Origin of the sequence: Pukyongia salina (assembly GCF_002966125.1) — a bacterium.
GTDB lineage: Bacteria > Bacteroidota > Bacteroidia > Flavobacteriales > Flavobacteriaceae > Pukyongia > Pukyongia salina.
This window is the reverse complement of record NZ_CP027062.1, coordinates 2944116-2965739: the sequence shown is the minus strand read 5'-3', so window position 1 is coordinate 2965739 and position 21624 is coordinate 2944116. Positions and strand designations below refer to the sequence as shown.

21 protein-coding genes are annotated in these 21624 nt (G+C 41.9%); 12 read left to right on the top strand and 9 right to left on the bottom strand.

The window, feature by feature from the left end; genetic code table 11:
• Window positions 1-25: 25 nt before the first annotated feature.
• Window positions 26-2443: a DUF5916 domain-containing protein gene (locus tag C5O00_RS13350; protein WP_105217327.1), complete on the bottom strand. Its 2418-nt coding sequence runs from the start codon at window positions 2441-2443 to the stop codon at window positions 26-28.
• Between the two features lie 119 nt (window positions 2444-2562).
• Here C5O00_RS13350 and msrA point away from each other — a divergent pair, with 119 nt between their 5' ends.
• From msrA to C5O00_RS13335, 3 genes are read left to right on the top strand one after another with little or no spacing between them, the layout of a single operon-like run.
• Window positions 2563-3117 (top strand): peptide-methionine (S)-S-oxide reductase MsrA, encoded by a 555-nt coding sequence (msrA, locus tag C5O00_RS13345; RefSeq protein WP_105217326.1) that lies wholly within the window; start codon window positions 2563-2565, stop codon window positions 3115-3117.
• Complete coding sequence (folE, locus tag C5O00_RS13340; RefSeq protein WP_105217325.1) at window positions 3104-3703, top strand: GTP cyclohydrolase I FolE; 600 nt, start codon at window positions 3104-3106, stop codon at window positions 3701-3703. Before msrA ends, folE begins: the two co-directional genes overlap by 14 nt.
• 49 nt (window positions 3704-3752) lie before the next feature.
• Complete coding sequence (locus C5O00_RS13335; RefSeq protein WP_105217324.1) at window positions 3753-4061, top strand: hypothetical protein; 309 nt, start codon at window positions 3753-3755, stop codon at window positions 4059-4061.
• Window positions 4062-4117: 56 nt separating this feature from the next.
• Here the strand turns inward: C5O00_RS13335 and C5O00_RS13330 are convergent, their stop codons facing one another.
• From C5O00_RS13330 to C5O00_RS13300, 7 genes are all read right to left on the bottom strand, one after another.
• Window positions 4118-6349, bottom strand: a complete 2232-nt coding sequence (locus C5O00_RS13330) for a TonB-dependent receptor (protein WP_105217323.1) — start codon at window positions 6347-6349, stop codon at window positions 4118-4120.
• 360 nt (window positions 6350-6709) lie between these two features.
• On the bottom strand, window positions 6710-7012 hold the full coding sequence (locus C5O00_RS13325) for a DUF6787 family protein (RefSeq protein WP_105217322.1): 303 nt from the start codon (window positions 7010-7012) through the stop codon (window positions 6710-6712).
• Complete coding sequence (locus C5O00_RS13320; RefSeq protein ID WP_317046424.1) at window positions 7009-7446, bottom strand: DUF6146 family protein; 438 nt, start codon at window positions 7444-7446, stop codon at window positions 7009-7011. The genes C5O00_RS13325 and C5O00_RS13320 overlap by 4 nt, the downstream gene beginning before the upstream one ends.
• A 116-nt stretch (window positions 7447-7562) precedes the next feature.
• Complete coding sequence (locus C5O00_RS13315) at window positions 7563-8195, bottom strand: DUF937 domain-containing protein (protein WP_105217320.1); 633 nt, start codon at window positions 8193-8195, stop codon at window positions 7563-7565.
• 44 nt (window positions 8196-8239) lie between these two features.
• Window positions 8240-9196 (bottom strand): D-2-hydroxyacid dehydrogenase, encoded by a 957-nt coding sequence (locus tag C5O00_RS13310; RefSeq protein ID WP_105217319.1) that lies wholly within the window; start codon window positions 9194-9196, stop codon window positions 8240-8242.
• A gap of 168 nt (window positions 9197-9364) precedes the next feature.
• Window positions 9365-10432 (bottom strand): 3-phosphoserine/phosphohydroxythreonine transaminase, encoded by a 1068-nt coding sequence (gene serC / locus C5O00_RS13305; protein WP_105217318.1) that lies wholly within the window; start codon window positions 10430-10432, stop codon window positions 9365-9367.
• 161 nt (window positions 10433-10593) lie between these two features.
• Entirely contained in the window at window positions 10594-11589 is a 996-nt protein-coding gene (locus tag C5O00_RS13300; RefSeq protein WP_105217317.1) for an acyl-CoA reductase, read from the bottom strand.
• Between the two features lie 62 nt (window positions 11590-11651).
• Here C5O00_RS13300 and C5O00_RS13295 point away from each other — a divergent pair, with 62 nt between their 5' ends.
• On the top strand, window positions 11652-12002 hold the full coding sequence (locus C5O00_RS13295; protein ID WP_105217316.1) for a 4Fe-4S dicluster domain-containing protein: 351 nt from the start codon (window positions 11652-11654) through the stop codon (window positions 12000-12002).
• 5 nt (window positions 12003-12007) lie between these two features.
• Here C5O00_RS13295 and C5O00_RS13290 read toward each other — a convergent pair whose 3' ends face one another.
• Window positions 12008-13447, bottom strand: coding sequence for a CotH kinase family protein (locus C5O00_RS13290; RefSeq protein WP_105217315.1), 1440 nt, complete (start codon window positions 13445-13447; stop codon window positions 12008-12010).
• Window positions 13448-13637: 190 nt separating this feature from the next.
• Here C5O00_RS13290 and katG point away from each other — a divergent pair, with 190 nt between their 5' ends.
• The 8 genes from katG (at window position 13638) to C5O00_RS13255 (ending at window position 21624) form a co-directional block, all read left to right on the top strand.
• Entirely contained in the window at window positions 13638-15884 is a 2247-nt protein-coding gene (gene katG / locus C5O00_RS13285; protein ID WP_105217314.1) for a catalase/peroxidase HPI, read from the top strand.
• A gap of 200 nt (window positions 15885-16084) precedes the next feature.
• Window positions 16085-17164, top strand: a complete 1080-nt coding sequence (locus tag C5O00_RS13280) for a sensor histidine kinase (protein WP_105217684.1) — start codon at window positions 16085-16087, stop codon at window positions 17162-17164.
• Window positions 17165-17179: 15 nt separating this feature from the next.
• Window positions 17180-18538 carry a sigma-54-dependent transcriptional regulator gene (locus C5O00_RS13275; RefSeq protein ID WP_105217313.1) on the top strand — a complete coding sequence of 453 codons (1359 nt, stop codon included), beginning with the start codon at window positions 17180-17182 and terminating at the stop codon, window positions 18536-18538.
• Between the two features lie 185 nt (window positions 18539-18723).
• Window positions 18724-18903 (top strand): hypothetical protein, encoded by a 180-nt coding sequence (locus tag C5O00_RS14540; RefSeq protein WP_158676870.1) that lies wholly within the window; start codon window positions 18724-18726, stop codon window positions 18901-18903.
• A gap of 118 nt (window positions 18904-19021) precedes the next feature.
• Window positions 19022-20347 (top strand): Glu/Leu/Phe/Val family dehydrogenase, encoded by a 1326-nt coding sequence (locus tag C5O00_RS13270; protein ID WP_105217312.1) that lies wholly within the window; start codon window positions 19022-19024, stop codon window positions 20345-20347.
• Between the two features lie 23 nt (window positions 20348-20370).
• Entirely contained in the window at window positions 20371-20790 is a 420-nt protein-coding gene (locus C5O00_RS13265) for a GreA/GreB family elongation factor (protein ID WP_105217311.1), read from the top strand.
• 10 nt (window positions 20791-20800) lie between these two features.
• Entirely contained in the window at window positions 20801-21223 is a 423-nt protein-coding gene (locus tag C5O00_RS13260) for a hypothetical protein (protein WP_105217310.1), read from the top strand.
• Between the two features lie 11 nt (window positions 21224-21234).
• On the top strand, window positions 21235-21624 hold the full coding sequence (locus C5O00_RS13255; protein ID WP_105217309.1) for a hypothetical protein: 390 nt from the start codon (window positions 21235-21237) through the stop codon (window positions 21622-21624).

Here is a 21624-nt window from a genome sequence, read left to right as displayed (position 1 = left end):
CAATAGTTACAATTGAAAAACTTGACTAAGCCTTTTTCTTGAATAGCCCTTTCACATTGTTATAATCCACGAAATAAGTTATTCGAAGAGATACGGTATTTTGTTTAGGCTGTGCGAATAAATTATTCAGACTTTCCCCATAATCAAGGGTAGACAATTCATCCAGGTTGAAGATCTGGTTGCGATAGAGCAGGGTAGCCTCGCTTCCCGGGGCGAAACGCCATCGAAAACTAAGATCCAGGTTCCAGATATTGAAATTTCTGTTAGGATTGTTCTCCGTGGTATCGTATTCAATTTCGGAGCGACTGCCGTCCTCATTCAGAATAAAGAACACATTATCACTGTAATCGGCCGTACTCCAGAAATTCCGAAATCGGAGATCTATCGCTTTATAAGGATCGAAATTAAAACTGGCAGTTATCTCGTTCTCTAAATTGGTGATATCCCGCTGTCCCATAAACACATCGATACCATCGTCGTTTATATATCCAAACTGGTCCTCCCGTAGGGATACTTCAGTAGAAAAAACCAAAAGGAACCGGTCCGAAAACCTGTACCTTGGGGATAGATCGAAGAAATAGCTTTGCTGAGGGTCGTCGAACCACGTACGATGTCCAAAATTGATGTCGTAAGCAAATTTCTTTCTATAATCTGAAGAACACCAGATATTACCGCCCAAATTCGAGCTGAAGGTCACGAATCTACCCTCGATGCGAGGTTCGAAATAATCGTCATTTTTACTATTAAATCCAAAATTCCCACCAAAGGCGAACCTCTTTGTGGTCACGAAAAATAAATTCATGTCGAAGTTATTACCGGTTTGCACCGAGGGCTTATAGAGACGACGATGCCTGGCTGTAAAGGAGAAACTGTAGGTGTTAAAAGTAGCCGTAGGCTCGAAGATCTGGTATGAGGCACCCGCCACAAAATTATTATAGTTGTTGGTGAAGTTAAGTCCGAGATCGTTTATATCCAGTTCCTTATCTGCAAAGTCGTGTCCAAATCTGTACCTGAATTTCCCCTTGATCCTGTAAAAGTCCAACTCGGTTCTAATCCCTGTGGTTCTACTATCTATCTCACTTACATTACTCATGATCCCTCTTCCGGAAAAACGAAAATTATTTCCCTTATCTGCCAGATCGAAAACCAGTCCTGTCACATTAGAATCCCTGAAACTACCTTCTCTGGTGACATTACTGTTAATAATAGACACCGATGAATTATCATTGAACTGCTGGTCCAGAACCATGATATTATAATTCGCCAGGGGCTCTACCAGCACGTCCCTGCTATTTCCGGTAATAGTATCTTCTGCCCTGGCATAGGTACGTTCGGTGATGGCGTTTAGGACACCAACCCCCAATTTACCTCTTGTTCGGCCCGAGATCTTCAGCGCATTGAGCAGGTTCACTCTTTCCGGGTATTTGGTAAATGTTTCATTTTCCTGGAGATCTTCCAACGGTCCCGAAGGAGAGTTCCCTATACGTCTGGAGAAGAAGATATTTCCTTTGTTAAAAAGATCTACACCTTCTGTAAAGAATTGTCGGTTCTCGTTAAAAGTCTGTTCGAAAGGGCCTAGGTTAAGGCGAACCTTGTCGAAGGCTACCTGGCCAAAATCGGGAATGAGCGTTGCATCCAGGGTGAAACTATCACTAAGGCCGTACTTAAGATCCATTCCTGCGCTGAAATCGGTGTTGGTCTCACCGTCAAAATTAGACACAACTCCCTGAGCAAAGGGGAAGAAGGTTAATCGTACCGGCGGATCTATATTCATAACACCGCTCACCAGCCCGTTATATTGTGTCGCCGAACCTACCGAATTCTTGATAAAATTCCAGGTATGAGTTTCATTCTTGCCAACGAGTCGGCGATAAAAGTTCACGCTCCAATCCTGTACGTCCACTTCGGGGAAACGAAGCGCGTTATAAGGTATTTTAAATTCGGCATACCAACCATTTTCATCTTTGGATACCTTACATTCGAAAACGACATTGTAGCCAAAATCGAAGTTGTTCAAACTCCGCCTGGCGTCACCAATAGTTCCTGCGCTTGTAACATAGAAGCGTGTTTCATTTATACCGTCGTTGTAGGTATTAAGCGCTATGGAGAAATAGTCTGCTTGTACAAAGACCTCGTCTCTTTGTGAGAACTGACTTAAAATATTCTCAGGATCGGGGTCATGCATATAAGCTGCCACGTAAACGGCCCTATCATCGTACGCCATTTTAACCTCGGTTTTATAAGCGGGATCAACCTCACCTTCATTCCCGGGTTCGTACATAAAAAAATCGCCATAGGCGGGTAATGATTGCCAGATAGCATCGTCTAATAATCCGTCAATTTTAGGAGCATTCTCAATTCGAACTGCCTCCAGGGTTTTCTTTTGTTGTGGGTAGGCATAAATACATATTAAAAGGAGTAGAATGGGAATTAAATTGCGCATGTAGGGTGGAATTCATTCGAATTGCACAAAACTACGATTTTGGCTGAATTATTACAGAAAAGTTAAATAAAATCAAGATTTTTATATCCCAATTATCAATGTCGTAATTTTAAGACGCTATGAAAATGAAAAATGAAAAAATTGTACTTGCCGGAGGATGTTTTTGGTGTACCGAAGCTGTTTTTCAGCGTTTTGACGGGGTTTTGGAGGTGCGTTCCGGCTATACCGGGGGGCATATAAAGAATCCTGCATATCGCGAAGTGTGTAGCGGACGTACCGGACATGCCGAGGGAGTGCAGATTATCTTCGATCCGGAGACCATTAGCCTTCAAACCTTGCTGGAGGTGTTTTTTGCAACCCATGATCCTACCACCTTGAACCGCCAGGGAAACGACGTAGGAACTCAATACAGAAGTGCTATCTTTTACACTTCTGAAGCACAAAAAAAAGAAATCGAAGCTTTTATGGATTTTTTAAAGAACGAGCGTATTTTCGAAAAAGAGATCGTTACCGAAGTTAGTCCGCTTGAGGTGTTCTATGAGGCCGAGGTTAATCATCAGGAATATTATAACCAGAATGCGCAACAGCCATACTGTCAGTTCATAATAGCTCCTAAATTAGAGAAGATCAAAAAATTTTATTCAGATAAATTAAAAACCAATGGGGTCGTATAAAAGTTACGAAGAATATGATCAGCCGATCACAGACGAGTTAAAGCAAAACTATACTAAGATCCTTGAAGGAATAGGGGAGGATATGGAACGGGACGGGATCGTGAAAACCCCGGAACGCGCAGCCAAAGCAATACAATTCCTAACATCCGGGCACTGTATGGATCCCGCCGAAATACTTCAGGAAGCTATGTTCGAGGAAGAGTATCACGACATGATCGTGGTGAAGAATATAGAATTGTATTCCCTATGCGAACATCACATCTTACCTTTCTTTGGGAAAGCTCATGTGGCCTATATTCCGGACGGTCGCATCGTGGGTCTGAGTAAGATACCCCGGGTAGTAGATGTATTTGCAAGAAGATTGCAGGTTCAGGAACGATTAACCCATAACATTTTAGAGTGTATCAACGAGACCCTTAGGCCTAAAGGGGTGGCCGTGGTTATAGAAGCTGCCCATATGTGTATGATGATGCGGGGGGTTCAGAAACAAAACAGTGTGACCACAACCTCCGGCTTCAGGGGGCAATTTGAGAAAATTGAAACAAGAACCGAATTTATGCGACTCATAGGAACAGATCTGGCATAATTTCTGGCAGGTTTCTTGCGTTAACATCTGTATAATTTAAAATCTCAAGATGAAAAAAAATAAATTGAAACTTCTGCGACAGGGAATTCTCTACGATGTTATAGGGATGAGCACGGCCTTTATCCCCGGAATTGGCCCATTCCTTGATATCTTCTGGGCTCCTTACGCAGCAAAGAAAATGAGCGATATGTATGAAGGGAATACAGGAAAAGTGGCAGCCGCGATCGTATTCCTGGAAGAGATTCTCCCATTTACCGACTTCATACCTACCTTTACCCTTATGTGGATCTACACCTTTGTGTTCGCATCAGCTCCAAAACAAACTGTGCAAACCATCGAGGTTGAGGTAAACGAATAGAAAATTAAATAAATAGTAGAATGATCCTCCGGAACCACTGGCTCCGGAGGATTTTTTTATATCCCTATAATAACGGTACCGGTAATATTTCTACCCATATTCATAATTCCATCCGACTTAAGTCGGGACAGATGAGAAATATATTCTTTGTTGAAGATATTGGTTATCGCAAACCTAAGATCTACCGTTGTAGCGTTTAATTGTAAACTGGCACTAGCGCCCAGATTCACCAAGCTATATCCACCTGTTCTAAGTTCGCTCGCACTGGTATTATCCTGATCCATCACACTAAGTAGAGTGACAAAAGCTTCAGATTGTTTAAAGAACTTATTTGCTCCAAACTCAACATTTAACGTATTTCTGATACTGTTGGCCGGTATCAATGGAAGGTTCTCTCCGTTGTCCATTTCGCCTGTCACAGTCTGGAAACTACTTTCAAGATGAAGCCAATCCAATGGATGCGGGTGCAAATGCAGCCCAAATTCACCACCGTACAATTTGCTGTCGTCCTGTACGTAGTTGAAAACAAAATTGTCGTCTATCATTTCCCCGGTGGGCAAAATAAAAATAAAGTTATCTACCAGATTGTAAAAACCGTTAGCGAAGATCTCAACATGTTCGTTGCCGTATTCTAAAGAAACGTCCAATTGGAGGTTCTGTTCGTTGTCCAGGTTGGGGTTACCCACCTCATACCGGTTTGTTCCTTCATGAACTCCATTGGAAGTTAGCTCCGCAAGATTTGGCGCACGGAAACCTGAAGCCAGGTTCACACGTCCGGAAAGTTGCTTATCGATATCAAACTTTGCACCCAATGCAGCATTGAAACTATTGAAATCGCGCTCCAGGGCAGGTATGAACATTTCCCCTTCGAGTGTAAATGCAGCATCGCTATCGAGTTTCCGGATATCGTACCGCAAGCCCGCCTGAATATCGATCTTTTCCAGGTGATAATGCGTTGTGCCCAGCACCCCTATATCCACAACCGTAGCGTCTGGAATGAGTATTTCCTCTCCAAAATTCTTGTTTTTCTGAAACATCCCCTGAACACCAACGATGGTCTCGAAATCACCAAGATCGGGCAAATTGTATTTCACGTCGTAATTAAGGGTGTTGAGTTTCATCTGAAGAGCGGGGCCTTCTTCCGGTTCACCTTCTTCATGTTCCTCGAATTCACGGCGATCATTAAATATATATCCCAATTTTACATCCAGACTGGAATTGTTGAAAAAGTGGTTGTTCTCCAGGCTGAGAATATGATTGTCGATCTCCTGATAGGGTTCTACAGGTTTCTTCTCGGTGGTTTGAGCACCCAATTCTTCAGGAATCCCAATATTAGCCCGGTTATAATTATAACGGAATGTGCTTTTTACCTTGTTGCCTTGATAGCGCAGTCCCGTCTTTAGATCTGTTTCATTGAACCTCGAATTGGTAACCCGAGTACCATCACCGGCTTCGTAATCGCTATGCGCATCGTAGGCTACCCTCGCAAGAAATTTTAGTTTCTCTCCAGAGGTTTGTGCCCCGGCATTAAAACTATAGCCTTGCGTATTGGAAAAGTAAGTGGCTGTGGCATCGGCCGTGGTTTTACCAACAGCGGCAAAAGGTTCGGGGTTAAAATACAATACTCCACCAAGGGCATCGCTTCCATACAGAAGGGAAGCCGGTCCTTTGATCACCTCCACACTCCCGGTACCCGAAGCGTTTAGGCCTAGCCCGTGTTCGTCACCAAATTGCTGATTCTCCAACCTTACCCCCTGGGCGTAAGTAAGGACGCGATTAGCGCTCAGGCCCCGGATCACAGGTTTTCCTATACCCACCCCGGTACTAATACTTTCTACCCCGGCGATGGTGGTGATACCTTCAGATAAGGTAGTGGCTCCAGATTTTGAGAGTTCGTCTACCGATAAGCGCTCCACTTTCATAACATTGTCTCGTTGTAGCTTATGAAAGGGTGCTGCGATAATGACCTGGGCCATTTCCACGGCGCTTTCTTCCATTTCTATATCGATGGTGAGCGACGTATTTTCTCCCGAAAAACTAAATTTCTCCGAATAGGTGGCGTATCCCAGAAAGGAGCATACCACGGTAAAGGTACCCGTTGGGATCCCTTTTAATTCGTAATACCCGTTGAGATCTGTTTCTGTTCCTATCTCGAGTTGTGGGATGTAGATTGCTGCCAATAGGGGTTCGTTACTACCCGCAGCGGTGACAGTTCCGCTTATGCTGTTTTGCGACCTTGCTGTAAATACAATCAAGCATAGCAGCAAGGACATATAAAATGTTTTCATTGTTTATTATTTTGGTTACTACTGAAATTGATCAGGGTTGAACCAAAACGGGTGGGCCTCTTAAAGCACGATAGGGGTAAAAGAAGTGACCTTCAGAGTCTATATTTCCGAAGATTGATTTAAAATTATTCGATTGGCTGAAGACTTCACTTTCTTCGATCGGAGTAAAACTGAAAACCGATAAGTGAAAATGACAAATGGAACAATCTAATTGTGTTTCGTGAATGTGAGTACTGAAATCGGTACAACTGGGGTGATTATGGTTTTCAATTGCATGGACAAATTGAATTCCGCTAGGCAACAATAAGGCTGCAACCAGTAGAAGAGATGCGAAAGTAATTCTTATGTTTCCGGTCTTATTCATTTCAGAAGAAATCCTAAACCAACTAATCGTAACATCTTTTTCTCAAAATTCCAGAAAAACTCGAATTCGCCATACAGCCATCCAAACAACACCAAAAACACCTGGTAAATAGGGAATATCAGGATTATTCGCAGTGGCCAATAAAAATAGCCGGCCATGCTGTCTTTGTGTATTCCAATAGCCTCCATCACAGGCCCGGCAACCTTGGCCGAGCTACTCCCAACTACCGCAAATACAAGGAATATTACAAATAACCTCCAATTACTTTCTATGTTCCAGCGCTCCTTTAACTTCTTCATTGTTTAGGTCCCTGTCTGCCTCCCGTGAACGACTGTTTGTATCGTTCCTGGAAGAACATCATATAATTGTATAGGAGATAATTCACTTCATAGCCGTAATCTACATCAAATTCGTAGTTTATTTCCTGCTGATATAGATTTGGATCGTACCGTTGAAAATTCTGAACCCGCCGGTTGTACTCTGTAACAAAAAGTCTGTTGCGGTTTTCGAGAAACGACTGACTGTAATACCCCTCAGGGGGTTGCGTGACAAGCCAGTTATTAAAACCCAGGTCCAGGATAATGATCTCATATTCAAGGCTGTCGTTGGCAATACGAACAGTATCCATGGTTTCTGAAGTAGCATCAGATCCACCGGACATGCCCGTTCTACCCGAATCGCAACTGTAAATCATCAGCGCAAAACCCAATATGGCCAGGAAATATCTCATCATTTTTCTTTAAGGTAAATTTACGAAACCCTCTATTTCTATAAGCTATTTTAACGGCCTTTAACAAAAAACGCCCCCAACCGAAGTTAGAGGCGCCAGTTAATTTATTTCTTATCGATTTATCTTCCAAAGAGGCTTCCCAATAGGCCGCCTTTCTTCTTACCTCCACTTAACACCATACCGGCAATATCGTCTACCACACTACCATCACCATCACCATCAAGCAGCATTTCTATCATGGATTGAGACTTCTTTTGTTGTTTGCGTCCGCCACCTAACATACCGCCCAGTAATCCTTCGATTCCACTGGGTGATGAGACGTTTTTCTGTCTTTTCTCTTTCCCAAGGTAGGCCAGGATAACGGGAGCTGCTACCTGCAGGATCTGCATTACCGAGTTGGAATCCATTCCCGACTTTTTAGACAGGGCACCAACCACATTGTCCTGAGACCCTCCCAGTACATGACCTAATATCCCAAGGCCATCTATCTTCTGATCTTCAGAAACACCGCCTTCAAAAAATCCGCCTAAATTATCGAGTAAACTTCCATCGTGTTTACTTTCTAAAGCTCCCATCAGGCCGGCAGCACCTTCCGGACTTTTGGCATTACGCTTCATAGCTCCCATGAGTAGGGGTATAGCCATTTGCACTACCTGAGCCGTTTTATCTTCAGGTTGTTTGGTTTCCCGGCTTGCACCATTTATAAGTTGCTTGCCCAGGTCACTATTTAAAAGATCTAAAATTCCTGCCATTATTTACGTTTTTGGTTTAAAAGGTCAATGTACTAAAAATCCAGCTATGCAGGCTTTAAGATCGAAATGATCTGTGTTGCCAGTTCGGTGCCAATTCTGTCCTGTGCTTCCCTGGTAGCCGCACCAATATGAGGACTAAGAGACAGTCTGCCGTTCATCAAAACTTTTATAGCCGGCTTGGGTTCGGTTTCGAAGGTATCTAATGCGGCAAACGATAATTTTTCATTCTCCAGGGCCTCTAGCAGGGCGTCTTCATCGATCACCCCTCCACGTGCTGCATTGATGATGGCTGCACCTTTCTTCATCATTTCGATTTCTTTTTTACCGATCACGTATTCCTTTTGAGCCGGTACATGTAGCGTTATAAAATCACTTTGCTTCAATACTTCTGAAACAGGTTCAGATTTAATAAGAAAACTTACCGATTGGCCATCGTAAAAATCTACTGTGATATTCGCCTCTTCAACGTACATATCGCTTGCCATCACGCGCATACCGCAACCTAAAGCAATTTTGGCAACCTCCTGGCCAATTCTTCCGAAGCCAATAATACCTATAGTTTTTCCGCGTAATTCACGGCCCCCGGCATAAGCTTTCTTGAGATCCTTAAATTTACTGTCTCCTTCCAGAGGCATGTTTCTGTTTGCATCGTAAAGGAACCGTACCCCTCCATATAAATGAGCAAATACCAGTTCGGCCACCGAAGCTGAGGAAGCCGCCGGGGTGTTAATTACGTGAATTCCTTTCTCCCGGGCATAATCCACATCGATATTATCCATACCTACACCGCCACGACCAATGATCTTTAAGGTAGGGCAGGCATCGATCAATTCTTTACGCGCCGTGGTAGCACTGCGAACCAGTAAGACATCAATCTTATTTTCATTTATATAGTTTGCCAGTTGTTCCTGGGCAACCTTGGTAGTTATAACCTCAAATCCACCGGCCGATAATGCATCGATTCCGCTTTGAGAGATTCCGTCATTCGCTAATACTTTCATTACTCAATTTTAAATTATAAGTTTTAAATTTTTTCCAAGTCCAATACCTTTTCAACTGCATTTAGCTTTTTTAAGGTAATGCAAGGAATTTATTTTGGTTGTTATTCAGTTGCAAATTTAAAACTCCAATCTGCAATAATCTCTTAAACCACAGAACCTTTTATTATCTTAAGCCGTACGTTCTGCTTCCTGCATCACATCAACTAATACCTGTACGCTCTCAAGAGGAAGGGCATTATACATGGAAGCCCTGTATCCGCCAACACTTCGGTGGCCGTTAAGTCCATTAATACCGGCCTCTTTCCACATGGTGTCAAACTTTTCCTTAACACTTTCATCTGTAAGATTAAAGGTTGCATTCATAGGAGATCGATCCCCTTTTTGAGCCACAAATCCCTTAAACAATGGGTTTCTGTCTATCTCCGTATAGAGTAGGCCGGCCTTTGCCTCGTTTATTTTCTCCATGGCCGAGATACCTCCTTTTTCCTTAAGCCATTCCAGGGTAAGCATAGAAACATATACCGCAAGAACCGGTGGAGTATTGAACATACTATCCTTATCGAGATGCACCTTGTAGTCCAGCATGGACGGTATAGAACGGCTCACTTTACCTAAGATATCTTCCTTTATTACCACTAAAGTGGTTCCAGAGGGTCCCATATTCTTTTGGGCTCCGGCGTATATCAAACCAAATTTCGAGAAATCCAGATTTCTGGAAAATATATCACTACTCATATCGCAAACAACAGGGACATCGGTTTGTGGTAGCGTTTTAAGTTGAGTTCCGAAGATGGTATTATTACTGGTACAGTGAAAATAATCCACATCGGGAGGTATAGTGTAGTCTTTAGGAATATAATTGAAATTAGCATCCTTCGAGGAAGCCACCTCGATCACTTCGCCAAACAATTTTGCTTCTTTTACAGCCTTGCTCGACCATGTACCGGTATTGAGATACGCTGCCTTTTTCTCCAGCAGGTTATACGACGCCATAAGAAACTGCATGCTAGCACCGCCTTGCAGAAAGAGTGCTTTGTAGCCTTTATTTTCAAGTCCCAAATGCTCGAGGGCCAGTGTTCGGGCATTTTCCATGATCTCAATAAACTCTTTCGAGCGGTGTGAGATCTCCATTACAGATAGGCCTATCCCGTTGTAATCCAATACTGCTTTCGAGGTTTTTTCAAAAACCTGTTGCGGTAAGATACAAGGGCCCGGGCTAAAATTATGTTTTTTCATGAGTGGATTTTTCAGGTTACAAAGATGTGAAGAAAGGGATAATTTTAGGTAAATAAAATGACTTTTATTAGGAAAACTATTAACAGGAAATCAACGAAAGATCCTTCAGTACGAATTGAGATAATTTCGCAGATGATATGATAGTTCGTTCTACGTTGGTATTATAATTCAAGCAAGAAGGAAATAGTATCCACTCCGTCTGCATAATCCCATAGTTGTGGCTTTTGAGCCGCACCGAAGGGGATGTCCTTTTCCGAAACGATAGCCTGTATATGTTCTTTATTTTCTGAAAGGTATTTCCGAAGCTCGTCTTCACTCTCATAATATTGGTAGAACACCACCGAAATAGGGGAGGAAAAACCGTTGTCTTCCTTCAGTAATAAGAATTCGTTATCCAGCAGTTCGATATTACTCATTAGGTAAACCGCTTTATTGTAATCGTAATTATTGATGTACTTGTTATTATTGATTATCTCCTTCCAGCCGTACATCGCATTAAAGAAGGGGTCGAAATTATAATCCTTGGGCAGGAAGAGTTTTGAGACATTTCGGCAACCAAGTCCGAAATACCGGAAAATATCCTCCGCCAGGGCGTCAAGTTGTTCGGGCGTTTCATTGCCGGATAAAATTGCCACCGAATTTCTGTTTTTCCTGATAATGCTGGGGTATTTGCCGAAATAATATTCAAAATAACGGGCCGTATTGTTGCTTCCTGTGGCGATCACAGCATCGAAATTGGAAAGTCTATCTTCCGTAAATTCGATCAGTCCAGCAAAACCAGGTTCGATTTCAATTAGTTTTTTGGCAAGAAAAGGGAGCAGGACCGTATCATTGGAGGAGAGCTTTGCCAGTACCTTATTACCCGTGATCAGCACCGAAAGAAAATCGTGAAAACCAACCAAAGGGATATTACCTGCGATCACTATGGCGACGGTTTTAGGCTGCTTTTCCGGGAAGCTGTACGGAGACAGCCATTTGTTTAGCTTTTCTTCGGTGAGAATTTCACTCCAGCCTTGTAGGGCAAAGATGATATTTTCTTTGGTAAACCAGCCGTTATGGGCGCTGGCGGAATTTATGAGCTCTTCATTTTTAAAAACTTCAGTTGACAGGAAGTTTCCTAATTTCACAAATCCGTTAATTCTTTGTTGTAATTGCATCTGGTGTTTGGAGTTCCCCTTTGCAGGCCGTAAATTTGCGCAAAGTTAGAAAAAGAAATGCTATGGCAATTATAATCACAGACGAATGTATCAATTGCGGTGCCTGCGAGCCGGAATGCCCGAATACGGCCATTTATGAGGGTGCTGATGACTGGCGTTATGCCGATGGTACAGACCTTAGCGGGAATGTGGTTTTACCCAATGGAAAAGCTGTAAATGCTGAAGAGGTTCAGGAACCTGTAAGTGACGAGATCTACTATATAGTCCCGGATAAATGTACCGAATGTAAAGGATTTCACGAGGAACCGCAATGTGCTGCGGTTTGCCCGGTGGATTGCTGTGTACCGGATGACGACCATGTTGAGAGTGAGGAAACCCTCCTTGCCAAACAGGCTTTTATGCACCACGACTAAGGAATCTACTCCTCACTAAAATACGTATCCAGAAATTCCAGCCTATTTTTTAACCAGGACCTGATATATTGCAGTTCTTCCTCATGATCCGTCTGCGTATTCCATACCAGATCTTCTCGTTCGTAAATACCCAAAGAATCCAGCATGTTGTAGGTGTCGGTGATCTTAGTTATTAATTTCCGTTCGCTGTATACATCCAAACGAAGCTCGAGCCAGCGTTCACGCACCTTCTTCCTATAGTTTGCAGGGTTGTTCTTCCAGAGTCGGTCAAATAATCCATTACTCAATATATCATTGGTAGTAGGGATACGTTTTCCATCCTGTATACTTCCCAGAACTCCATCGAGATCCCAGGGAATAAAATAATAAGGAGTACCCGCATCCTGCCGAGCCAGGAAGTAGTTCTTTCCCATGTTATCGGTGGCCCTTAATAGGTTTATAAAGAGAAAATAGTCTATGGCGTTATCCAGATCAAGCTTTTCTTCAATCTCCTTATTGAACTTTTTGTTATTCGCTACACTTACAAACGATATAAACTTTGCGAGATCGTCCCAATGTGAGGTATAGTCTTCGTAGGGGTACTCCATTTCGAACCCTGCCCAATGAGGCAGATTATTGTTGAAAGGTGGGGCGCTAATAAATGCGCAGCCATCTAAGTAACTACCAGCTTTAAAGAGTTCACCCCTTACAAGGTTGTTCTCAAATTTTTCGAGTTTTAGTAGTTTCCTGTCTACCTGTTCGGAAATTAAGTAAATACCCTGATAGCGTTTATTGAGGAAGACTTCCACAAAGCGTGCTTTTATTCCTGCTTGTCCGGTTTTTGTGGTTTTCTCTTTTGATGAGTTTCTTACTTCCAGCCATAGATTATTACTGAAATAGGAGCGAAGCCTTAGTGGCTCGTTATAGAGACTATTGAGGATCCAGTCGTCATCATTTCGCATATCCCCCATCTTTACATCTACCGAGATCTGGGAGGTCTCGTTCTCGCGAAACTCCAGGTCGAACGACTTTTTGGGATAACGCAAGGCGCTGTTGCCGCGTAGTTCGATCCCAATATAATGTGTTGTTAGAGTATCGGTAAAGGCCATGGAAATTTGGGCCATAATCTTAGGCTCATCCGGGATGGAATCTTTAGAAAATATTTTTAACAGCGCAAGTGGGGTAGGATAGAGCTGGTATGAATCCTTCTCATTTAAGATTGGAATAGCATTGTAGATATTGGAATAGTTAAAAGCGTTGCTCATAAAAGATATTTCTCCAAATAGAATGGATTCTACCTTGTTGTTTTTTAAACCATCCAAATACTGCTCTCCCGGGCACCACACCACTAGATTGTGTGTAGGATCTGTGCCATAACGCTGTGCGTCCACAGTAATATAGGAGGTCTCCTGGGCGACTATAGAAAGGGTGAAAGAAAGGAATGATAATATGAGGAAAACTCTCATTAACAAATAGGTATGGCGGGTTAAATTTACGCGAATAAGATACGTAAAATGAAAGGAATAGCTGGGAATAGTCTTGCAAAACGAAGTATCATAAACGGATTCAATGATCGAATAAAACTTACATATTAAAACAGCTAAAAATGACCCGGGAAAATCGTAAATTTATGTTCCAAAATTAAATAACAACCTCATGGATAACAGAACAGATAAAAACGCTTCAGAAGGAACAATTTATAACATCAATTCGGAAGGAAAATGCCCTTTCCTGGGCGGTACATTAAAGTACAGTGCCGGTGGTGGTACCTCAAATCGCGACTGGTGGCCCAATATGTTAAATTTGAATATCCTGCGCCAGCATTCTAGTTTGGCAGACCCAATGGGAGAAGATTTTAACTATGCGGAGGAATTCAAGAAGTTGGATCTGAAAGCCGTTAAGCAAGACTTATACGATCTTATGACAAATTCGCAGGATTGGTGGCCGGCAGATTACGGGCACTACGGTCCTTTCTTCATTCGGATGGCATGGCATAGCGCCGGAACCTACCGGATAGCAGATGGTCGTGGAGGAGCCGGTTCAGGCTCGCAACGATTCGCCCCTTTGAACAGTTGGCCGGATAACGGGAACCTGGACAAGGCACGCATGCTCCTTTGGCCGATCAAGAAGAAATATGGGAAAAAGATCTCATGGGCAGACCTGTTGGTTTTGGCAGGGAATTGTGCTATCGAATCCATGGGACTGGAAACTTACGGATTCGCAGGGGGACGTGAAGATGTTTGGCAACCTGAAGAAGATATTTACTGGGGAGCTGAAACCGAATGGCTGGGCGACAAGCGTTATACCGGCGACCGCGAACTTGAGAATACCCTTGGAGCGGTTCAGATGGGACTTATATATGTAAATCCTGAAGGCCCGAATGGAAACCCAGACCCGTTAAAGTCTGCCAAGGATATTCGCGAGACCTTTGGACGGATGGCGATGAACGATTATGAAACCGTAGCCCTGGTAGCGGGAGGACATACCTTTGGAAAGGCTCATGGTGCTGCCGATCCAGAAAAATATGTAGGCAGGGAACCAGCCGGAGCGAGTATTGAAGAACAAAGTTTGGGTTGGAAGAATACCTTCGGAAGTGGTGTGCTGGACGATACGATAACAAGTGGAATAGAAGGAGCCTGGACACCTAGCCCTACAGAGTGGAACAATGAATACTTCGAAGTACTCTTTGGGTATGAGTGGGAACTTACAAAAAGTCCGGCAGGAGCCCATCAATGGACACCCACTGCCAATTCGAATGCAAAGATGGCACCAAGAGCAGGGAATGCGAGTAAAAAGCAAGCGCTAATGATGACAACGGCCGATATGGCTCTTAAAATGGACCCTATCTACGAACCGATTGCGAGACACTTTTATGAGAATCCGGATGAGTTTGCCGATGCCTTTGCTAAAGCGTGGTATAAATTAACGCACCGGGATATGGGTCCGATAAGCCGTTATCTGGGACCTGAAGTTCCTTCGGAAGAGTTGATCTGGCAGGATCCAGTGCCAGCGGTTGACCACGAACTGGTGAACAACGAGGACGTGGCACAACTTAAAGCAAACATCCTGGCTTCGGGATTAACAGTATCTCAATTGGTTTCTACTGCCTGGGCATCTGCTTCCACATTCCGTGGATCGGATAAGCGTGGGGGTGCCAATGGAGCACGTATTCGCTTGGAGCCTCAGAAGAACTGGAAGGTGAATAATCCCGAGCAACTGGCTAATGTATTGGATACGCTGGAGCGAATTCAGAAGGAATTCAACAGTAGCCAAAGCGGGAATAAGCGAATTTCCCTGGCGGATCTCATCGTTCTTGCAGGAAATGCGGGAATAGAGCAGGCTGCAAAAAATGCAGGGAAGGATATAAAGGTTGCTTTCACGCCAGGACGCACAGATGCGACCGAGGAACAGACCGACGTAGAATCTTTCGAGGCTTTGGAACCCTTAGCCGATGGATTCCGAAATTATTCGAGTGGTGAACACCAGTCTTCGGAAGAAGAAATGTTGGTAGATCGCGCTCAGTTACTCACACTTACTGCCCCTGAAATGACCGTGTTATTGGGAGGTATGCGGGTATTAGGTACTAATTTCGACAACTCAGACCACGGGGTGTTTACACAAAGAAAAGAAGCTCTTACAAACGATTTCTTCGTGAATTTACTGGATATGGGTACGCAATGGCGAGCTTATACCGAAGATCACAAGGTTTTTGAAGGAAAAGACAGAGCGACCGGTGATTTTAAATGGACCGCTACTCGTGCCGACTTGATCTTTGGCTCAAATACTGAGTTAAGAGCTATAGCCGAAGTGTATGCCTGCGAAGATGCCGGGGATAAATTCTTAAACGACTTCGTGGCGGCATGGACCAAGGTAATGAACCTGGACAGATTTGACCTGAGCTAGAGAATGGGAGAATATTTTATGAAAAAGAAAATGAAAATGGCCCGGTAACGGGCCATTTTTTTAGTTGAGAAAATAATTTCGTGATAAGGGCAAATATTTAATGGTTATTTTTAGTAAATAGAAATGGATTGAGATTCTAAGGGCGATTGCCGATTAATTAGATGGGAAGAAAATTTATTCCTGTATCGAAATACGCTAAAATGAACAGCACAGAAGATATATTAAAGGAGCGAATAAAAGAACTTACATGTCTCTACGACATCTCGTCGATTATTGTAAACACAGATGTTGGACAGATGCAAGAGACATTAAAGGCAATCGCCTTAAGTTTGAAGAAGGCGTTTCAGTTTCAAAATGATACCGAAATTGGCATATTTACGTCAAGGGGTTCATATAAAACAGGAATGATCAACGAAAAACTGAATTTAACATCAGAAATTAAAGTATTTAATAAAACCGATGGAACTATTATTGCAACTTTAAAAGACGATAAAAGCTCATTTTTAAAAGAAGAGAATCAGTTGCTGGATAGTGTGGCATTAAAGATTGGCAATCTTCTAGAACGCATTGAGATTCAGCAGAGTGAAAACTCTCTGAAACGGCAAATGGAACATACGGACCGACTTTCTATTTTAGGGGAAATTACTGCAGGTATTGCCCACGAGCTCAACACTCCACTGGCCAATATTCTTGGTTTTGCCGAATTGCTGAAAGACGATCTGAATGATGAAAAGGATAAAGTTGCTGATTTGGACAAAATTATAGACAATGCTATTTTCTCACGGGAGGTAGTTAAAAAACTAATGTTTTTTGCTTGCGAGATGCCTAACGAGATGAAAGAGATAAATTTGGTGAGCAGTATCAAGAGCGCCTTAGCATTATTAGATGCTTCTTTCAAGAAGGCGAATGTGAAGTGCGTTGTGAACATACAAGAAGATGAACTCTTTCTTAAAGCCGACACTATTCAGCTCACCCAGATCATATTTAACCTGGTAATAAATGCCATTTATTTTTCCCCGAATAATGGAAAAGTTACCATAGACGCTTCAGAATCCAACACAAATATAATTTTGAAGATTAGCGACGAAGGCAGCGGTTTATCTCGTGAAGCGATGGACAAGGTATTTCAGCCATTTTTTAGTACGAAACCAACAGGAGAGGGTTCAGGTCTGGGATTGAGTGTAGTCCATGGAATTGTAGCAAGCCATAAGGGAAGTATAACGGTAAGCAATAATAGGGGAGCGGGAGCTACATTCATAGTTACTCTTCCAAAATCTTAATATCAATTATCGCAAATGCAGTTTAAAAAGGAAAATATATTAATTGTGGATGATGATATTCACATTTTGGAACTTTTACAGCGTCATCTTCATTCCTGGAATTATCATACTTATAAAGCTGTTTCCGTTAAAGAAGCAGTACAGATCCTGCGAGATACCAATATAGGTTTACTCATCACCGATCTAAAGATGCCCGAAATTGATGGTACAGAGTTAATAAAATTCGTTTCGGAACACTATCCACATATGCCGAAACTTGTAATTACTGGCTATCCGTCCGTACAGGATTCGCTGGTAGCAATGAAATCCGGTGTAGTTGATTATCTAACCAAACCATTTACAAAGGAAGAACTTAAAACTGCTATAGATAAATCAATGGATCATGGCGTGGGTAGCTCAAATAATTCCGTATCCTCGAAAAACAGTCATGATAAAAAGGCCGATGTTATAGGTGCGAAAGACAATAGTTATGGTGAGATCATTGGAAATTCTGAAAAAATAATTGATGTTATCCAAATCATCGAACGAGTGAAAGATAACAAAGCCACCATATTCATTAAAGGTGAAAGTGGTACAGGAAAGGAACTCGTGGCACGAGCCATTCACTACCAAGGTAAATTTTCAAGAGCGCCTTTTATCTCGGTAAATTGCGGTGGTATTCCGGAAAATCTACTTGAGTCTGAACTTTTTGGATACACCAAGGGTGCCTTTACAGGTGCAGAGAAGGAAAGGGTAGGGTTTTTTCAGGCTGCCAATGGCGGTACCATATTTCTTGATGAAATTGGTAATGCATCAAAAGCTGTTCAAACTCGATTATTACGTGTACTGCAGGAAAAAGAGGTAGTAAAAGTTGGAGCCCAAAAAGCAGAGAAGATTGATGTACGCATCATTACAGCAACTAATTCCAATTTAAAGGAAATGATAAGTAAAGATGCCTTTAGAGAGGACCTGTATTACCGTCTTACTGTGGTCGAGATTAGTGTACCTCCCTTAAGGGAACGCAAACAGGATATCGCCTTACTGGTGGATAAATTTCTCTTTAAATATGGGGTGGAATACAAAGATCGATTTATAAAAATTAGCCCTGAGGCATCCAGAATTCTACAAAGATACGATTGGCCTGGTAACATACGAGAGCTTGAAAATGTAATTCAGCGAGCAGTTATTATGTGTGACAAAGAGATTGGAGTGGCGCATCTTCCCGACACTTTAAAGTACAGTATAGATTTTCCGAAGGGTGAATTACCTCCATTGAAAGAAATCGAGAAAAGATACATTCGAAAAGTGTTGAATGCCACAGGCAATAATAAGACCAAAGCCGCAGAAATCCTTGGCATTGATCGCAAGACGATTAGGCAAAAACTTTCAGAATAATATTATAATACAACCGGAACAATTTACCCCGATCGGGTAAATATTCCCCGACACCTGATTTTACTTCTACATATCTAATAATGTGCTAGCCCTTATGATATAAGGGCTTCATTGTTTTATTAAATTTCTGGCACATCCAGTGGCATATATATTGCCTTCAGTACAGTAAACGATAACTATGTACTATGAAATCAAACTCTTTTAATATTTGCCCTTCCTGCATCCACAATGCCTATTGTGTGATCACACATAATAAGAGCGACGTATGGTCCTGTAGTGAGTACGAAGAGGCCATATCTAAATCTACTTCACCACAGAACATCCCGCAACTAAAAAACGAATCGCAGGAAATGGTGGTGGCTTAACTAAAAATATAATAAGAAATGTATATCTCATCAATGGATATTATAAACTAAGAATTACCAAGCGTCATTTAAATAAAACCCAACAATTAAAAAAATCCGTGTAAAACGGTGAATAATTATGACAACAATCACAGCAGATATAAATAACGTGTCTAACGAAACATCAAGCCAAAAAAAGAAAATTCCTTTAAAAGGTATGATGAATAATGTAATGGAGCAGTTTTACAGTGCTGCAGATCACATTGAGATTCATCCCAATATCAGGAAAATTTTAAGTATTACCAACAATGAGATCATGGTAAGTTTTCCTGTAAAAATGGATAATGGGGAAGTTGAAATATTTACAGGGTATAGGGTGCAACATAACAATGCTTTGGGACCATACAAAGGAGGATTGCGCTATCACCCAACCGTTGATATTGATGCAGCAAGAGCTTTGGCTATGTGGATGACCTGGAAAACCTCTTTAGCGGGATTACCTTATGGGGGTGCTAAGGGCGGTATCCAACTTGACCCTTCAAAGTATTCGCAAAGCGAGTTGGAACGAATTACACGTAGATTCACCTTTGCTTTGGCAGATAATATAGGTCCGGAACACGATATACCTGCGCCAGATGTAAATACAAACAGTCAAACCATGGCCTGGATAGCAGACACTTATATGAGTACACGTCCACCGGCAGAACGATCTGCAAATCAGCATGTGGTTACTGGCAAACCCGATGGCAGCGGAGGACTCGAAGGGCGTGATAGGGCAACAGGATATGGAGTGTTTTTAAATATCAAGTTCTGGGCTGAGAAGAACAACAAATCATTAATAGGTAAGAAATTTATCGTTCAGGGATTTGGTAACGTAGGCTATTGGGCATCACATTTCATGGAAAAAGAAGGTGCCAAATTGGTAGCCGTGCAGGATGCCTCCGGAAGTATAAGAAGTACAAACGGTATTGATGTTGAAGATTTATACAACTACGCCAAGGTAAACATGGGCAGTATTTCCGGATTTCACGGCGCCTTCGATCTTGATAACGAAAAATTCTTTGCTACAGAGTGTGATATCTGTATTCCTGCTGCCCTGGGTAATCAGATAACGAAAGAGAATGCTTCGATTATTAAAGCTGATCTCATTGCAGAAGGTGCAAATGGACCAACGAGTGTTGAAGGTGAAAAGATTCTTTTAAACAAAGGTAAAACCATTTTACCGGACATCTTATGTAATTCGGGGGGTGTGGTAGGCAGCTATTTCGAATGGTTACAAAATCGAAATGGCGAATTGTGGCATTTGGATGAGGTAATGGCCAAGCTCGATAAAAAAATAAGAGAATCATTCAATAAGGTGTATCAATATGCAGAAAATGAAGGGTTGGACCTTCGAACTGCAGCCTATTGTATCGCCATCAGAAGAATTGAGAAAGCTTATATACAGCGTGGAATATTTCCATAATAACTTATTTAAATCACGACAATATGAAGTACGGAAGTTTAATATTGGAAAAGAAGGAATATGTCTATTTGAAACGCCTTCTCAACATCTCGGGATATGCCGGAGATTTTGAAACACAAAAATCGTTAAATCGATTGAGCGAGGAATTAAAGAATGCCCAAATTGTGGATGAGAAAGATATACCTGCGGATGTAATTCGTTTCAATAGCAGAATTATGGTTTTTTCGGAATCTGGTTGGGAGAGAACCCTTCAACTGGTTATCCCTTCCGAAAAAAATACCAAGCAGGATAAAATATCCATTTTAACTCCTATGGGTGCGGCTCTTTTTGGCTATTCGGAAGGCGATACTATTGAATGGGATTTCCCATCCGGAAAGCAGAAGATTAGAATTGTTACTGTTACTCAGGACAATCAACAGAAGAAAAATAAGATACCAGTTTAAAGCATTATTCATGAACACATCATTTACAGAGATCTATTCTCATGATACAGAAACAGATGTTATGCATAAGATCAACTCCATGGAACTAGCCAATTGGATCTCTCATTTAAACTATATCAAAAAGGAACTGAACCACTTGATAAGTTTATCAAAAGACAGGAAAGGGCAGGAATTGGAGTATGCAAGGTTCTTACAGAGTTTTCAAAAAAAATATAATGAAAATGACACATTACTGCAGACGCTTCGAAATTATCTAAATACAAGAGGTAATATTCACGAGTGTGAAGATACGCAGTGTGATATGGCCTATGTGTACGAGCATGAGAGCTATAGAAGGAGTTATTTGTATCATCTTGAAAAATACAGAAGATTAAAAGATGAGTTCTTTTATAAAGTACGATCTAATTTAATTAATCTGAAACCCACATCATAACAACACAGCTGTTGGAAATAGAACAATCATATAGTTTAGATGCACATAGACGACTATGCATCAAAAAGGATCTAATCGAATTGACCGGTTGGATCGATACGTTGGAAAGGGTAAATGAGGAGATCAATTATCTAAAGATAATCGATAAACAGTTAATTAAAGACAGTGCGATCGGGCATAATCTTCAGGCGTTGCGAAGAAAAAATACGTTGCTGATGGGTTTGCTCTGTTCCTATGAAAAAGAGCTTAATACAGAATATGAATATGGAAAGTTGAAATACGATCTTTCCAGGGCGAAATTACATGAGAAAAAGCGGTCGGGTCTGGACTCCTTCGTCCTAGAGTTCGTAGAAATAAGAAAAAGGATTTACCATAAACTAAGTATGTACCATCGCAGATAA

Bases quoted from the DNA above. Each gene is read 5' to 3' on its own strand.
- C5O00_RS14540 (WP_158676870.1), top strand. From the start codon at position 18,724: ATGAAATCAAACTCTTTTAATATTTGCCCTTCCTGCATCCACAATGCC.
- C5O00_RS13265 (WP_105217311.1), top strand. From the start codon at position 20,371: ATGAAGTACGGAAGTTTAATATTGGAAAAGAAGGAATATGTCTATTTG.
- C5O00_RS13325 (WP_105217322.1), bottom strand. From the start codon at position 7,012: ATGAAGAAGTTAAAGGAGCGCTGGAACATAGAAAGTAATTGGAGGTTA.
- C5O00_RS13320 (WP_317046424.1), bottom strand. From the start codon at position 7,446: ATGATGAGATATTTCCTGGCCATATTGGGTTTTGCGCTGATGATTTAC.
- C5O00_RS13290 (WP_105217315.1), bottom strand. From the start codon at position 13,447: ATGAGAGTTTTCCTCATATTATCATTCCTTTCTTTCACCCTTTCTATA.
- serC (WP_105217318.1), bottom strand. From the start codon at position 10,432: ATGAAAAAACATAATTTTAGCCCGGGCCCTTGTATCTTACCGCAACAG.
- C5O00_RS13315 (WP_105217320.1), bottom strand. From the start codon at position 8,195: ATGGCAGGAATTTTAGATCTTTTAAATAGTGACCTGGGCAAGCAACTT.
- C5O00_RS13350 (WP_105217327.1), bottom strand. From the start codon at position 2,443: ATGCGCAATTTAATTCCCATTCTACTCCTTTTAATATGTATTTATGCC.
- msrA (WP_105217326.1), top strand. From the start codon at position 2,563: ATGAAAATGAAAAATGAAAAAATTGTACTTGCCGGAGGATGTTTTTGG.
- C5O00_RS13275 (WP_105217313.1), top strand. From the start codon at position 17,180: ATGCAGTTTAAAAAGGAAAATATATTAATTGTGGATGATGATATTCAC.
- C5O00_RS13295 (WP_105217316.1), top strand. From the start codon at position 11,652: ATGGCAATTATAATCACAGACGAATGTATCAATTGCGGTGCCTGCGAG.
- C5O00_RS13330 (WP_105217323.1), bottom strand. From the start codon at position 6,349: ATGAAAACATTTTATATGTCCTTGCTGCTATGCTTGATTGTATTTACA.
- C5O00_RS13260 (WP_105217310.1), top strand. From the start codon at position 20,801: ATGAACACATCATTTACAGAGATCTATTCTCATGATACAGAAACAGAT.
- C5O00_RS13310 (WP_105217319.1), bottom strand. From the start codon at position 9,196: ATGAAAGTATTAGCGAATGACGGAATCTCTCAAAGCGGAATCGATGCA.
- katG (WP_105217314.1), top strand. From the start codon at position 13,638: ATGGATAACAGAACAGATAAAAACGCTTCAGAAGGAACAATTTATAAC.
- C5O00_RS13300 (WP_105217317.1), bottom strand. From the start codon at position 11,589: ATGCAATTACAACAAAGAATTAACGGATTTGTGAAATTAGGAAACTTC.
- C5O00_RS13280 (WP_105217684.1), top strand. From the start codon at position 16,085: ATGAACAGCACAGAAGATATATTAAAGGAGCGAATAAAAGAACTTACA.
- folE (WP_105217325.1), top strand. From the start codon at position 3,104: ATGGGGTCGTATAAAAGTTACGAAGAATATGATCAGCCGATCACAGAC.
- C5O00_RS13270 (WP_105217312.1), top strand. From the start codon at position 19,022: ATGACAACAATCACAGCAGATATAAATAACGTGTCTAACGAAACATCA.
- C5O00_RS13335 (WP_105217324.1), top strand. From the start codon at position 3,753: ATGAAAAAAAATAAATTGAAACTTCTGCGACAGGGAATTCTCTACGAT.